This is a genomic window from Pseudochrobactrum algeriensis (genome assembly GCF_018436245.1).
Classification (GTDB): Bacteria; Pseudomonadota; Alphaproteobacteria; order Rhizobiales; family Rhizobiaceae; genus Pseudochrobactrum; species Pseudochrobactrum saccharolyticum.
Genome location: NZ_CP075361.1, coordinates 1,810,858 through 1,824,670, shown reverse-complemented (window position 1 = coordinate 1,824,670; position 13,813 = coordinate 1,810,858). Strand labels below are relative to the sequence as shown.

Genomic DNA, 13,813 nt, shown 5'->3' with positions numbered 1-13,813 from the left:
TTTCCCGCTCTTCTTCCCTGATATAGAGCACATGGTGCCTTATTGATTTTTGTGAGCATCCAGTGCTCTTGCCTGCTTTTTTGAGCACAAAGTGCTCAGGAGTACGATTATGAATCAATTATCGTCTGTACTGCAAAATTATGATGTTGAAGCAATCCGCCGTGATTTCCCGATCCTGTCGCGTGAAGTCTATGGCAAGCCGCTGATCTATCTCGATAATGGTGCCTCGGCACAGAAGCCGCAGGCGGTTATTGATGCGGTGACGAATGCCTATTCCAACGAATATGCCAATGTGCATCGCGGCCTGCATTATCTCTCTAATGCGACGACCGATGCCTATGAGCGTTCGCGTGAAAAAGTACGCGGCTTTCTCAATGCCGGTTCTGTAGACGAGATCGTCTTTACCAAATCAGCCACAGAGGCGATCAATACGGTTGCCTATGGCTATGGTATGCCGAAGATCGGTGAGGGCGATGAAATCCTGCTCACCATTCTTGAGCATCATTCCAATATCGTGCCTTGGCATTTCATCCGTGAGCGTCAGGGTGCCAAGCTGGTTTTTGCGCCGGTGGATGATGAAGGTGTGTTTCATCTCGATGAATTCGAGAAATGCATTACGCCGAAAACCAAGCTGATTGCGCTGACCCATATGTCCAATGTGACGGGTACGGTTCTGCCAATTAAAAAGATCGTCGAGCTTGCCCATGCGCGGGGTATTCCGGTTCTGGTGGATGGTTCGCAGGCTGCCGTGCATATGCCGGTGGATGTGCGTGATCTCGGCTGTGACTGGTATATTATGACCGGCCACAAGCTCTATGGCCCGTCCGGTATCGGCGTGCTGTATGGCCGTATGGAAATGCTGGAGCAGATGCGCCCGTTTATGGGTGGTGGTGAAATGATTGAAGAGGTGACAGTTGATAATGTCACTTATAATCATCCGCCGCATCGTTTTGAGGCCGGAACCCCGCCGATCGTGCAGGCTATTGGATTGGGCGCAGCCCTTGACTATATAGAGAGCATAGGTCGTGAGGCTATTGCTGCCCATGAGGCTGATCTGCGTCTCTATGCGCATGAGTCTCTGGCGAGAATTAACTCACTGCGTATTGTCGGCAATGCACCGGATAAAGGCGCGATCATTGCGTTTGAGATGCAGGGCATTCATGCCCATGACGTTTCAACCCTGATTGACCGTGCAGGAATTGCAGTGCGGGCAGGCACCCATTGTGCTCAGCCATTGCTGCAGCGCTTTGGAGTAACATCGACCTGCCGTGCTTCCTTCGCTATGTATAATACCCGCGCGGAAGTGGATGCTCTGGTTGCAGCGCTTGAAAAAGCAAGACAGTTTTTTGGATGATGAATATGGATACTAAACAGCAAGTGCCGGTCGCAGATGTGATCGCAGCAGATGAAGAAAACAGTGCTTCAAAAGTGTTTTCCGCTTCCGCAATTCCGGAAGAAGAATTGCTGCGCCTGACCGATGATATTATCGGCGCGCTGAAAACTGTCTATGATCCGGAAATTCCGGCAGATATTTATGAGCTCGGCCTGATCTACAAGGTTGATATTGAAGATGACCGCACGGTCAAAATCGATATGACACTGACAGCACCGGGTTGCCCTGTGGCCGGTGAAATGCCGGGTTGGGTGGAAAATGCTGTTGGCGCGGTTGAGGGCGTTTCCCATGTGGAAGTGACTATGACTTTTGATCCGCCTTGGACACCGGATCGTATGTCCGAAGAAGCTCAGGTTGCTGTGGGCTGGTACTGATTTTTTAAAAAAACGCTGCGGAAACGCAGCGTTTTTTATTTAGCGGGCATGTAAGCTAAGATAATCGGATACGAGTAGCTTGCTGGAAGGGCTGATCTGCTGCTCGCCGTCCTGCATGAGATCGGCTACAGTCTGGCTGCGCAAAGCATCGCGCCAGAGCTGTTCAGCGGCCAGCATCCGCGACTTGATAAAACAATCTCTCTTATAGTTGCAGGGATCCTGTGATTTTCCGGGGGCGCGGCGGCGGATCTCCCTGCAAATAAAGGCCGGTTCTTTGCCGTCAATCGCTTCCACAATATCGAGCAATGTAATCTGTTGCGGCGCATGTGCGAGCCGGTAGCCGCCACGCGGCCCCGGAACAGCTATAATCACATCAGCAGCGGTGAGGGCACGCAGGTGCTTCAGCAGATAGCTCTCGGATACGCCATGCAGTTCTGCGAGATGTTTCCCCGCCAGAACCTTATCCTCCGGCAGCCCTGACAGCACGAGTGCGCAATGCAATGCCGCCTCAACACCGTCGCTCATTCTGCGCATATCATACCTTTAAGATTTGTTGTCCTCTAATCATCGATATAATATATCGATGATTCTAAGGCAAATTCTTATTGCAAGGCATATGTGATGAAAAACAGAATGAATGTCGCGAAAGTCGCTCCGGTTCTCTATCAGTCAATACAAGCATTGGACGCAGCTGTTGATGCAGCGGGGCTGGATAAGCGTCTGCTGCATCTGGTGAAAATCCGCGCTTCACAGATTAACGGCTGTTCCTATTGTACGGATATTCATATCCGTGATGCTCATAAAGATGGCATCGATATGCAGACTTTATATATGACAAGCGCATGGCGTGAATCGCCGTGTTTTGATGCGCGTGACCGTACGGTGCTGGAATGGACCGAACATCTGACGCGGGTTGCAGAACTCGGCGTGCCGGATACTCTTTATGAAAGTGTGAAAGCGCAGTTCTCTGAAGAAGAAATTGCCAAGCTGATTGTGGCAGTCGGCATGATCAATTTGTGGAACCGGATTGGTGTCAGCACGCAGCTTATTCATCCGCGTAAGCCATAAAACAAAAAAGCCTGTCAGTGATGACAGGCTTTTTAAAGAGCTGAATACAGAAATTAAGGTGCACCGCATTCTTCCGGCACGCTTTTTTCAAGCGGCAGCGGTGATTTTGATAATGTGCCTGCCATGATTGCCATTGGTTTGAATGGCGGCACTGCCTGCATGGCAGGATTGCTCATGCTGATCGTGTAGCAACCGGTATAAACCTGCGACTTACCTTCAGCGAGTTTGGATTCGATAGCAATCGGCACAGACCAATAGATCTGACCGGCACCCGGATCAGGTTCGCTGCTGCCGAGCTTAATGCTTACAGATTCAGTTCCGGCATAGCCCTTGGCATATTTCTCAAAATCATCGCCTTGCTGGCCTTCAGCATAATAGCTGTAGGCACGCACATATTCTTTGCGGTTAATGGCGTTGTAATAGGATTCCAGCAATTTCTGCGGTGTGCTGCGGTCATCCACATAATCGGGCAGAACCAAACCCTCAGCCACTTCTTTTGTGGCTTCTGTGGATTTTTTAGCGTCCGGCTTATCCGCAGGCACAGCATCTTCTTTCGGCTTTTCAGCTTCAGTTTTCTCCGCTTTCGCTTTTTCGACCTTGGCTTTTTCTTCCTCAGAATCTTTAGCTGCTGCTTCACCTGCCTTTTTCAGAGCATCGGGCTTTACCTTTTGCTGTGCTGCAGGCTTGTCCTTGGTTTCAGCTGTCCCAGCCGCCTTGGCATAAATCGCACTGCCGGTCAGCAAAGCTGCACCGATAATCGTGGTTCCAAGCAGCCGCATGATTGTAAAGCGCTGTTGCTGAACGCGATCCTCTGTGATGGCCAATGCAACGGGGCGATGCGATGCGGGGTTATGACGGCTCTGCTGAATACCCATTAAAATCTCCGCTTAGCTGAGGCAAAGAACCTGAGATGTTCTTTTATTCGCAAAAGACTGCAAACAGATCATGGCAATTTTACGCGTTTTGCGAATTATTCATTTTATTCTTATGCGCTGTAAAGAGTAGAAAAACTTGCTTTAAATGCAGGATCAGAGCGTTGCTTTACTTGCAGTCAGGACTGTGTGAGACTAGATAGAGTATCAGAGGTAAACCTGACAATCGGGGCTTAGTGCAGGATTTCAGGTTGGCCTCGCAAGTTGAAACTACATGGCCTTGAACCATGTAACAGATACAAGTGAGAAATTTTATGGGACGTTTTTCCATCATGACCCTGACCGACGCAGCAGCGGAACGCGTGCGCGAAATTCAGGCTTCTCATGAGGATGCTCTGGGTATCCGCGTGGGAGTGAAAAAGGGCGGCTGCGCCGGTATGGAATATACGATTGCGCTGGCTGAAGAAGCCAAAGCCGGTGATGATCTGATTGAGCATGAAGGTGCAAAAGTCTATGTGGCACCGGAAGCTGCATTGTTCCTGCTGGGCACACAGATGGATTTTGAAGTGACAACTCTGCGCACAGGCTTCGTCTTTAATAACCCGAACCAGACATCGGCCTGTGGCTGTGGTGAATCCGTTGAATTGGCACCGGTTACTCAGGAAGCACTGGATGCTGCGCACCGCGCTGCCTGATTATCCCGTTAAATACAGATAATAAAAAACCCGCCATTCGGCGGGTTTTTCTTTTTTAGAGCATTTTCAATTGAAAATGCTCTAAACATTTGTCTGACGCATTATCCTACGCAAAACCGGTTCCCACTTTTGCTGGAAATGCTTAAATATTAATCGGTATCAGCATGAAAGCCGGAATGTCATCGCCGAAGCCCAGCGGTGACGGTTCATCATCAAAATCACGACGATGGCGCTTATTCTGCTGGCCATTCTGGTTGTGGTTCTGGCGGCGATCTTCATGACCGTTTTTGTGCGGAGCAGGGCGAACCGGTTCCGCTGTAACGGCAGTGCCGATGGAGACATTGTCCGGCAGAACAGGCTGCGGCGCATTGAGCGCGGAAATGTCTGCCACAGCCTGAGGTGCTTCAGCAGTTTTTTCTTCTGCAACGCGTGGCTGTGTCTGTTTTTCCTTGTGATCTTTATCACGGGATTTCTTGCCGTTCTTACCACGGTTGTTGCGGCCGCGGCGACCGGTTTCTTCGGTCTCTTCCTGTGCAGGCAGAGTGGAGAGATCACCGTCCAGCCATTCAATCTTTTCGCCGATCATTTTCTCGATGGCATCAAGATACTTGGTATCTGCACCGGTGATGATCGAGAATGCCTTGCCCGAGCGGCCTGCACGACCGGTACGGCCGATGCGGTGGACATAATCTTCGGCATGGATCGGAATGTCATAGTTGAACACATGGCTGACATCGGGAATATCCAGACCACGGGCAGCCACATCAGAGGCCACCAGAAGCTGAAGATTGCCGTCTTTAAAATTGCTCAGCATGGTCATGCGCGCGCGCTGATCCATATCGCCATGGAGCGCACCGGCATTAAAGCCGTGCTTTACCAGCGAGCGGAACAGTTCTGACACATCCATTTTGCGGTTGCAGAAAATGATCGCATTTTTCAGATCATCGCCTTCGGCCTGAATAAGATCACGCAGCACTGCGCGTTTATCCCATGGCTTCTTAGCCGATTTAACCAGACGCTGCGTCACCGTCTTGGCGGTTGTCGATGCTTTGGCAACCTCAACGCGGGCTGGTGAATGCAGGAACTGCTCAGTCAGCTTGGTGATTTCCGCAGGCATGGTTGCCGAGAAGAACAGGGTCTGACGCGTGAACGGGATCAGCTTGCAGATACGTTCGATATCAGGGATGAAACCCATGTCCAGCATACGGTCTGCTTCGTCGATAACCAGAATTTCAACACCGGTCAGCAGCAGTTTGCCGCGCTCAAAATGATCGAGCAGACGACCAGGAGTAGCGATCAGCACATCAGCGCCGCGTTCCAGCTTGCGCTCCTGTTCATCAAAGGAGACGCCGCCGATCAGCAGAGCAACGTTAATACGGTGATTAACGCCGTATTTTACAAAATTCTCTTCAACCTGCGCTGCGAGTTCGCGGGTTGGTTCAAGAATGAGTGTACGCGGCATACGTGCGCGTGCACGGCCTTTTTCAAGCAGATGCAGCATCGGCAATACAAAGGATGCTGTTTTGCCGGTACCGGTCTGGGCAATACCGAGAACGTCTTTACGTTCCAAGGCCTGAGGAATGGCGCCAGCCTGAATAGGAGTAGGGGTGGTGTAACCGGCGGCTTCTACCGCTGCCAGTATTTTCGGTGACAGACCGAGTTCTGCAAATGTCGTCAATGGAGGCGTAGCTCTCTTTTTGGAAGAAGCGCACTGGACCCGACCGGTAATGTCCGCATGACAACAGGACAGGAAAAGCGCTTATGTTTGCGCATTGCGTTAAAATTAATAAAGCCGTTACGGGGAACAGGCCAAAAAGTCAACAAAAATGCCGTTTTTGCTTCGATTTAGGTTGATATAATTGATATTCCGGCAGCCCACAACTATACGATCTGCCAATAGAAGCATCGCATTGTTATAAAGTGATGCTGTTTATCTCTGTTTTATCAGTGGTTTTGCAGATCCGCGTATGACTAACTATGCAGTTTTGGCCGATTTTCCTTGGCTTTCTGACTAGTACGAGTTTTGTGCGCCCAATAGGCGCACGGCGCTTAATAACGGAACTGCTCATTGAGGATACGCTCATCCCATGTGTGCTCTTCATCAAAAAGCAAGGTGACACGGTTTTGCGTATCTTCGCGCACGGTTACAGAAGTGACGGATTTCACTTCTGTATGATCCGCCACGGCATTGACCGGCCGCTTGTCGACTTCAAGAATATCCATACGTACAGTGACGGATTTCGGCAGTAATGCACCGCGCCAACGACGCGGACGGAAAGGGCTGACGGGGGTCAGAGCCAGCAGCGGGGAGTCGAGCGGCAGGATTGGTCCCTGAGCGGAAAGATTGTAGGCGGTGGAGCCGGCAGGGGTGGCCACCATCAGTCCGTCGCAGATCAGTTCTTCCAGCCGCACTTTGTCATCAATACTGATGCGGATTTTCGCCGCTTGGTAAGATTGGCGCAAAACGGACACTTCATTGATGGCCAGTGCTTTGACCGTGCCGCTCTCACGCGATTCAGCAATCATTTCAAGAGGGCGGATAGTTTCGGCGTGCGCTGCAGCAACACGCTTGGGCAAATTGTCCTCGTGATATTCATTCATAAGGAAGCCGACTGAACCGCGATTCATGCCGTAAATCGGGCGCTCGTGATTCATATGATCATGCAAAGCCTGTAACATGACCCCGTCACCGCCAAGCACAATGAGGGCATCTGCTTCACCTGCAGGTGATTCACCATAGCGATTGCGTAATGATTCCGCGGCCGAGACCGATTCCGGAGTGCCTGAAGTGATATAAAAGAATTTTTTATACGGGTATTTCATCAGTTTCTGCCGAAAAGCTGCATGATTGGATGAGGATTTGTAGCCTAAATGTGGATAAGAGGCAAAACATTGTTATTTTTTCTGCGTCTAAGCGATTTTCCGTTTTACAAACAAAAAGAATATGCTATCTAGCCGTCAGTTGCCCTTATAGCTCAGTTGGTAGAGCACCTGATTTGTAATCAGGGGGTCGGGAGTTCGAGTCTCTCTGGGGGCACCACTTACAATCTTATCATTGTAATTGTTGTGCTTTTTCAACTAATCTCAGAAATGAGATTTGATAATACGAAGCATTTATAATCTTTTCCCGCACATGTTATTGCTTAATGCAAAGGCTATTCCTGTCAGCTTCATTGGCAGCATGTTTGATGCTGTTCAGTCGTTGATTGTTGAAGGTTGATTCTCCGCGGTCAGGATTCGGATTCCTGTTCGCTATTGTCAGAGCGCTGGGGAGATTAAATTATAGTTTTGAAAAGGCGGTTTAACGGCTACTTTTTTTATGGACGAGCCAGAGATGTAATATCTGCAAGCCAATCATCACGATGCCCAGAAAAATAAGGGATTGAGCTGTTGACTGCTCATGCTCTGAAATACTGGTGAGAATAAGCGCAGAGCTGATCGCCGCAAAAATGGCAGGAAATGAAGCCAGTGCTATAACTCTCGGAGCTGACCAGTTAACCTGTCCGGAAAGACTCCATTGCATCGGAAGTCTGTGCAGATGATGAAGTTTATTATTTGCTGCTATGGCAATTAAACTCATTAACAACAGAACGATAAACCCAGCTGCATACATTATCGACCTCGGATGTTGGGGGGGGGATTTATTCACTTTGATCATCGCTGCAATGTGTGAAGTTTTGGCGTGTATAGTGCCTGCTACCAATTAACATGTCAGCTGAAAGGCTGGTTTGCACTTAGCTGTAATGCCTGAGATGATATGGCTTTTAAGGCTGTGTTTCCTGCGCAGTCGGGTTTGAGCAGGGTTCTTGTCCTTTGAAGTTTTTGGACATGCAGGCGTAACGGTCAAAGTTTTTTCCTGAGTCCATTGCAGCTTTGCCTGCGCCGCAGGCTGTTAATGCGAGTGTGGCAATGAGCAGAGGAATAGCTCTTTTCATTTCAAGACGAGATCTTATCAAAAGCGTCATTCCTGTGCAGCATGTTGCAATGTTCAGATAAGGAAATACATGGTGCGATTTTGGCAATTATACGTCGGCTGATTGATTGATGGATACATATATTTACCGAGCCTTTTTGTTTCGCATAGTGAGTGCGAGGCCTGCCAAAATAAGTGAGACACCGAGCAAAAATTGTAAACCAATATTGTCACCGAACAGAATGGCTGAAGCAATTATCCCAAATACTGGCTGAAGATATTGAATGCTGGCTGCAACCGGTGCCGGTACATTCTTTAAAATACCGATCCATAAGAATAATCCGGCTACACTCACGATTAACCCAAGATATGCAGCCGCACCGAATGAAATGGCCGTGAGTGTGAAGGGAGCCTGATAAGTTTCCCAGGCAGCAAGCGGGATCATTGCCAGCAGCCCGAAGAATGTGCTCCACGTTACGACCACAACGGTTCCATATTTAAGTGTCAGTTCAACACTCCAGACATAATAGAATGCAACCGCAATGGCCGAAATCTGTATCCAGACGGGCCCCGAAAACGTGGTGGTTATGTCAGGAGATGTGTTCTCAAATGCAACAACGACAATGCCAATAAACGCTGTCGCAACACCGCATATCTGAATAATCGTGATCGGTTGCTTTAACCGGTATGTTGCAAAGATCACAATAAACAAGGGAATGGTTGCGGAGAGAATGGTTCCGACTGAGGCCGATGTACCATTTACACCTATTGTTTGTGCGACCTGTCCCAAACCAATGCCGATAATGCCAAGCATAGCCACGGTGGGGACTGCTTTCCACGGTAAGGGCTTTTTCCCGATTAACAGCAACAGCATAAACGGCACGGCAACTGCATACCGCAATGCGGTGAGTGTCAACGGTGGTGTTGAGTTTAGACCCAGCTTGGTTGCCGGTATGGAGAGCCCCCACATCAGCGCCAGAAGCAACATTGCACCAAAGCTGATAAGCGTGACCGGCTTGTGAGAAATTGCAATATATGCAGTTTTGTTGCTTAAGGTTTGACTCATTGAGAAATCCTCAGAATAGCGCGAGCTTTTCTTAAGATTTACCGCTCTCTGCCTCTTGCAGACAAACCATTTATAATCACACTATGCGTGAGATTTTATCATGTATGGATGTAAAATATGGCAGGCCATCTTCCTCCGTTGCAAACACTTCGTGCTTTTGAGGCTACGGGCAGGCGATTGAGTATGACGCTGGCTGCAGAAGAGCTGTGTGTTACGCATGGAGCCGTCAGCAGGCAGATCAAAGCTTTGGAAGATAATCTTGGTTGCAGGCTGTTTAAGCGTTTGACGCGGAAAATTGAGTTTACGGATGACGGGGCAAATTACTTTGCCGCAGTTACTCACTTGCTGTCGGAACTGGCGCGGGAGACTGAAAATATCCGGACTAGAAATACTGACGCAAAACTGGTCATCAATTGCAGTATTTCATTTGCGAGCAAATGGTTAGCGCAGCGTTTGCACCGCTTGATGAGCTGTTACCCCGATTACGATATCCATCTAGAGGTGAATGAAAATGCTGTCGATTTTAATGTTTCCTCCGCGCATGTCGTTTTACGTTACGGGAATGGCATATATCCCAATGCGGATAGTGAGCGCATCATGGACGAGACTGTAAGTCCGGTTTGTTCACCTGCTTATTGTGAGAAGACGGGCGGTATAGCAGCTGCCGCAGATTTGCTTTCCTGTAAATTGATACATGAAAACGGAATGAAAACGGACTGGCATCGTTGGTTTGAGCTCTTCGGGGTAAAAGGCAGTAATATACGCGGTGCCGGTTACAGTCATGGAAGTATGTCCATAGAGGCGGCAATCAGAGGTGAGGGCGTGGCACTGGGGCGCAGCGTACTTATTGCTGAGGATCTGGCCTCAGGCCGGCTGGTGGAGCTGTTCCCTGCATTCCGTCTGGAGGTTGAGCATGGCTATGATCTTATTTACGCAAAAGGTAGCCGTGACCATCCGAAGATCTGTGCATTCAGAGATTGGATGAATGAAGAAATCCGCCGGTTTAATATGCCTGAATAGCACTCTTATCCTCGGGTAAGTGCTTGGCGTGCCAATCATTTTAAATGAGAAGGCTAATGCCGAAGGGCGGTTTGTAAAAAGAGGCTGGAATATCTTATTGTGTTTAGAAAATAAAAACACGGCGAGATGTTCGATTTCCCGCCGTGTCCCGTGAGCGTAGCTGAATGGATAGTATTTTGATGACTGGAGGTCATAACCAAGTCTAGACTACGCTCTTAGGGAGATGAGTTATATTCATCCCCCTAATGAATTTTATTAGAACGAACGCTGGAAGCGGATCATACCACCGAATGCGCCTTCGCCACGAACGGCTGGAGCGTATTTGTCGGTGTCTTTCCACTTGGTGTAGGAAACTTCAGGAGTAATTGTGAAGCCTGGAACCAGCTGGTAAGCTACGTTTGCAGTGTAAGCCTGTTTGCCGAAATCTTCGTAAGCAGCCTGCAGGTTGAAAGTAGCTTTGTCGGTTGCCTTGTACTTCAGACCACCCCAGACAGCCCAATCGCCGCCCCAGTTGCCGTACATGCCAACAGGAGCTTCGTAAGAAGCGTAACCGCCCTGTACCCATACGGAGAATACGTCAGTTACGTTTACGTCGAGGCGAACTTTACCAGCCCACTCTTCGATTTCAGAGTCGTAAGCTGCAGCAGCTGCGATCGAGCCCCAAGCCTGTTCGAACTTCAGACCACCAACAACGTGTGGCATGTAGTCGTCGATTACGCCGTCATAAACGTTGCCGTTGGTGTCGGTGAATGCTGTAACTTTTTCACCCTGTTCGGCAGAGATGATTGCCGAGAAGCCGTTGCCGCCTTTGAAGGTGTAGCTGATGATGTTTGTGTTGTAAGCACCTGGCGATACAACGTCATCGTTGATTACGTCGCCGAGGTAACCTGTGAAGGTGTGGAATGCTGAATCGGTTTTACCGATGAGCAGGCCGCCCAGCTGAATGTAAGCGTGCTTCAGAGTGTGGGATTTCTGTTCGCCGTCACCGAAGTTGAAACGGTTTTCGGTGAAGGTCTTCAGTGTGCCGAGTTCGGTTTCCGAAGCTGTGTGTGTGCGCAGTGTGAAGCGGGTGTTGGTTGACCATGTTTCGCGGTCACGGCCGGAATACACATCGTCGCCAGCTTTAAAGTCAGCGCGAACATAACCGGAAAGACGCAGGCAGGTTTCTGTGCCTGGAATGTAGAAGTAGCCAGCGCCGTAAGCGTCGCAAACGCGCACATATTCTACTGCTTCTGGTTCTGGTGCAACGATGGCGTCGGCAGCCTGAGCGCCGGTTGCTGCAACGAGTGCTGCAGCGGAGCCGAGAAGAAGGCTCTTAATGGTCATTGTGTATTCTCCCGCGTAAGCGATTGATTGTTGAGACTTTCCAATTTTGAGATTCGGAAACATCTTGCGCTTTGGTTGATATGGAAGGCGGGAGGGTATGGAAATATGAAAAATTACTGAAATATGAGATGGAAATGACCCTGTATCTTTTTGGTCACAATTTAGTGAGTGGTAAAATTGTTGTGAGATTGGCGTGGAAAAACGCCTGATCGGATGAGGCATTTTTAAAGAGGTGACTTATCTTAAAATTAGTGTCATGAATATAAATAGTCGTAAAATTACTCAATAAAATCAAATGTTTGCATTGATATTATTCGAAGCGGTTACCGTTGGTTTTTAAGGTGTTTGTGACATGCTTATTACAGTGCTATTTTTACTGACTGGCAGCACTTTTCTTGCCTCACAATAAGTTGAAAACAGTGTTTTTCATCACGCGTCAGCTTTCCTGAACTTTTCCGTCATATCGCCGTCTGTACAATAATTAGCGGGCAGGCATGTCGCATTTTGACTTGAAATGCTCATTGAATATTCATGATTCTTGTAGTGATCTGCTTTTGCAAAGCGCTGATTATGTGCTGGTGTGCATGTATTCGCGTGTTATTTGTAAATGGAAACTCGTTGCAAACCTTGCAGCAGTTTGGCTCTGAAAACACGAATATTGACCTGTCGTTGGCCTGCAGCTATCATCAAGCGGTCAAAAACAGGTTAGGTTCGGGAAGGTTGGCCCGGCCCCCGCTTTGCGGGTCCTTCTGTCACAAAAGGTGACGGCCCATGACTATTGAAGTGTCCGTATGGTGCGGACGCTAAATAGGAAGGGTATGGATATGAAGCCACGTATTTCTGTTCTCACACTCGGTGTGGCCAATCTCGAACATTCTTTTTCATTCTATCATGATGGGCTGGGATTGCCGTCTGAAGGCATTTTCGGGCGTGAATTCGAGCATGGTGCTGTGGCGTTTTTTGATCTCTCCGCTGGCCTGAAACTCGCAGTTTTTGCGCAGGATGATCTGGCCTATGACTGCGGATTACCGAAGCATCCGGTCAGCTCTACCGCTGCCAGTATCGGGCATAATGTTCTGCTACGGGAAGAGGTCGATGATGTAATGCTCAAAGCTGAGCGCGCAGGTGCTAAAATCGTGAAGGCACCGCAGGAGACTTTCTGGGGTGGTTATGCGGGCTACTTTACCGACCCCGACGGGCATTTATGGGAAATAGTCTGGAACCCGAAGATGCTGCCAGCGAATTAAGATCCGTCAGCAATAAGTCTTCGCAAAATATAGCCTGATTATAACATCAAATATGGCGGCCATTCGGAGTCTTGAATGCGGGCTGTATTGCACGCGACCGTCAGCTCAGGCTTTTGTCGAGGTAAAGCAAAACCCTGCCGCATATATGACTGCGGCAGGACTGTTATTTAAATCTTATTCGTCGTCTTTATCCGGCTGAACCAGATAAATCAGAACCAGAATGATGGTGACGAAGAAGCGGAATGCGTCAGGCACGCCATTCCACTGTTTGGACATCCACATTCCGAACCATTCACCGCCCACCGACATAAAGGCGACCTGCCATGTCAGAAAGCCGAGGGTGAGACCTGCAACTGCAAGGTTTTTGCTTTTATTGAAAACTTTGGCAGGTTCATTGCGTGCTGCCAGCAGCTTGAAACCGGCAACCCAGCAGATAATGGCAGTCAGTGTTTCGAGGGTTATAATGCCAATATAACCTACGTGATGAAGCCATTCAGATTCAATGGCTCTGTACTTGATTGTTGCATCAGGAAAGATTGTATCCATGAGGAATACGTGATGCACAAATGCAAAGTTTGAGCCGTAATCTGTGATGTTGCCAAATGCTACCAAGGATGAAAATAGGGCAATTGCCATCACCATAAAGATTTTTGATAGACGTATGATCATATTGTAACTTTCTTTATTTATCGGGCGCGTAAGCACTCGGATATAATAAGCGCTTATCTGCGGGAGTGCTTAGGTTGGTTTTATAATTAAAACAATAATTTTAAGCTGATATATTTTTTATAAACAAAATACTCGCATTCAGATGCGGAATTTTCTGCGAGAATATACCG

The 13,813-nt window shown here is 48.6% G+C and carries 13 protein-coding genes, 1 tRNA gene and 1 pseudogene; 7 read left to right on the top strand and 8 right to left on the bottom strand.

Annotation, left to right across the window (positions count from 1 at the left end; translation table 11 throughout):
• Positions 1 to 109: 109 nt before the first annotated feature.
• Positions 110 to 1,354 (top strand): cysteine desulfurase, encoded by a 1,245-nt coding sequence (locus KHQ09_RS10610; protein WP_213598182.1) that lies wholly within the window; start codon positions 110 to 112, stop codon positions 1,352 to 1,354.
• Between the two features lie 5 nt (positions 1,355 to 1,359).
• Complete coding sequence (locus KHQ09_RS10605) at positions 1,360 to 1,767, top strand: SUF system Fe-S cluster assembly protein (protein ID WP_139316353.1); 408 nt, start codon at positions 1,360 to 1,362, stop codon at positions 1,765 to 1,767.
• Positions 1,768 to 1,806: 39 nt separating this feature from the next.
• On the opposite strand, the gene KHQ09_RS10600 is transcribed toward KHQ09_RS10605, so the two are convergent.
• Entirely contained in the window at positions 1,807 to 2,301 is a 495-nt protein-coding gene (locus KHQ09_RS10600; RefSeq protein WP_213598180.1) for an RrF2 family transcriptional regulator, read from the bottom strand.
• A gap of 87 nt (positions 2,302 to 2,388) precedes the next feature.
• Here KHQ09_RS10600 and KHQ09_RS10595 point away from each other — a divergent pair, with 87 nt between their 5' ends.
• Positions 2,389 to 2,835: a carboxymuconolactone decarboxylase family protein gene (locus KHQ09_RS10595; protein ID WP_213598178.1), complete on the top strand. Its 447-nt coding sequence runs from the start codon at positions 2,389 to 2,391 to the stop codon at positions 2,833 to 2,835.
• 53 nt (positions 2,836 to 2,888) lie between these two features.
• On the opposite strand, the gene KHQ09_RS18590 is transcribed toward KHQ09_RS10595, so the two are convergent.
• The gene (locus tag KHQ09_RS18590) at positions 2,889 to 3,710 is read right to left on the bottom strand and encodes a hypothetical protein (protein WP_213598176.1); all 822 of its coding nucleotides are present in this window, start codon (positions 3,708 to 3,710) and stop codon (positions 2,889 to 2,891) included.
• A gap of 311 nt (positions 3,711 to 4,021) precedes the next feature.
• Here KHQ09_RS18590 and sufA point away from each other — a divergent pair, with 311 nt between their 5' ends.
• On the top strand, positions 4,022 to 4,402 hold the full coding sequence (gene sufA, locus KHQ09_RS10585) for a Fe-S cluster assembly scaffold SufA (RefSeq protein WP_075654899.1): 381 nt from the start codon (positions 4,022 to 4,024) through the stop codon (positions 4,400 to 4,402).
• Positions 4,403 to 4,876: 474 nt separating this feature from the next.
• On the opposite strand, the pseudogene KHQ09_RS10580 reads toward sufA, so the two are convergent.
• Both KHQ09_RS10580 and KHQ09_RS10575 read right to left on the bottom strand, forming a co-directional pair.
• Positions 4,877 to 6,080: pseudogene (locus KHQ09_RS10580) on the bottom strand (DEAD/DEAH box helicase); the annotation flags it as partial.
• Between the two features lie 371 nt (positions 6,081 to 6,451).
• Entirely contained in the window at positions 6,452 to 7,225 is a 774-nt protein-coding gene (locus KHQ09_RS10575; RefSeq protein ID WP_213598174.1) for an NAD kinase, read from the bottom strand.
• 141 nt (positions 7,226 to 7,366) lie between these two features.
• On the opposite strand from KHQ09_RS10575, the gene KHQ09_RS10570 reads away from it, so the two are divergent.
• Positions 7,367 to 7,442 (top strand) — tRNA-Thr (locus KHQ09_RS10570).
• A gap of 261 nt (positions 7,443 to 7,703) precedes the next feature.
• Here KHQ09_RS10570 and KHQ09_RS10565 read toward each other — a convergent pair.
• Together KHQ09_RS10565 and KHQ09_RS10560 are read right to left on the bottom strand one after the other, a co-directional pair.
• Positions 7,704 to 8,015: a hypothetical protein gene (locus tag KHQ09_RS10565; RefSeq protein ID WP_213598166.1), complete on the bottom strand. Its 312-nt coding sequence runs from the start codon at positions 8,013 to 8,015 to the stop codon at positions 7,704 to 7,706.
• A gap of 445 nt (positions 8,016 to 8,460) precedes the next feature.
• Positions 8,461 to 9,381 carry a DMT family transporter gene (locus KHQ09_RS10560; protein WP_238481618.1) on the bottom strand — a complete coding sequence of 307 codons (921 nt, stop codon included), beginning with the start codon at positions 9,379 to 9,381 and terminating at the stop codon, positions 8,461 to 8,463.
• Positions 9,382 to 9,498: 117 nt separating this feature from the next.
• Here KHQ09_RS10560 and gcvA point away from each other — a divergent pair, with 117 nt between their 5' ends.
• Positions 9,499 to 10,401 carry a transcriptional regulator GcvA gene (gcvA, locus tag KHQ09_RS10555; RefSeq protein ID WP_213598165.1) on the top strand — a complete coding sequence of 301 codons (903 nt, stop codon included), beginning with the start codon at positions 9,499 to 9,501 and terminating at the stop codon, positions 10,399 to 10,401.
• Between the two features lie 255 nt (positions 10,402 to 10,656).
• Here gcvA and KHQ09_RS10550 read toward each other — a convergent pair whose 3' ends face one another.
• Positions 10,657 to 11,727: a porin gene (locus KHQ09_RS10550; RefSeq protein ID WP_213598164.1), complete on the bottom strand. Its 1,071-nt coding sequence runs from the start codon at positions 11,725 to 11,727 to the stop codon at positions 10,657 to 10,659.
• 824 nt (positions 11,728 to 12,551) lie between these two features.
• On the opposite strand from KHQ09_RS10550, the gene KHQ09_RS10545 reads away from it, so the two are divergent.
• Positions 12,552 to 12,974, top strand: a complete 423-nt coding sequence (locus KHQ09_RS10545) for a VOC family protein (RefSeq protein ID WP_213598163.1) — start codon at positions 12,552 to 12,554, stop codon at positions 12,972 to 12,974.
• A gap of 174 nt (positions 12,975 to 13,148) precedes the next feature.
• Here the strand turns inward: KHQ09_RS10545 and KHQ09_RS10540 are convergent, their stop codons facing one another.
• A complete protein-coding gene (locus KHQ09_RS10540; protein WP_213598162.1) occupies positions 13,149 to 13,643 on the bottom strand; it encodes a DUF2165 family protein in 495 nt (164 codons plus the stop codon).
• Positions 13,644 to 13,813 lie beyond the last annotated feature (170 nt).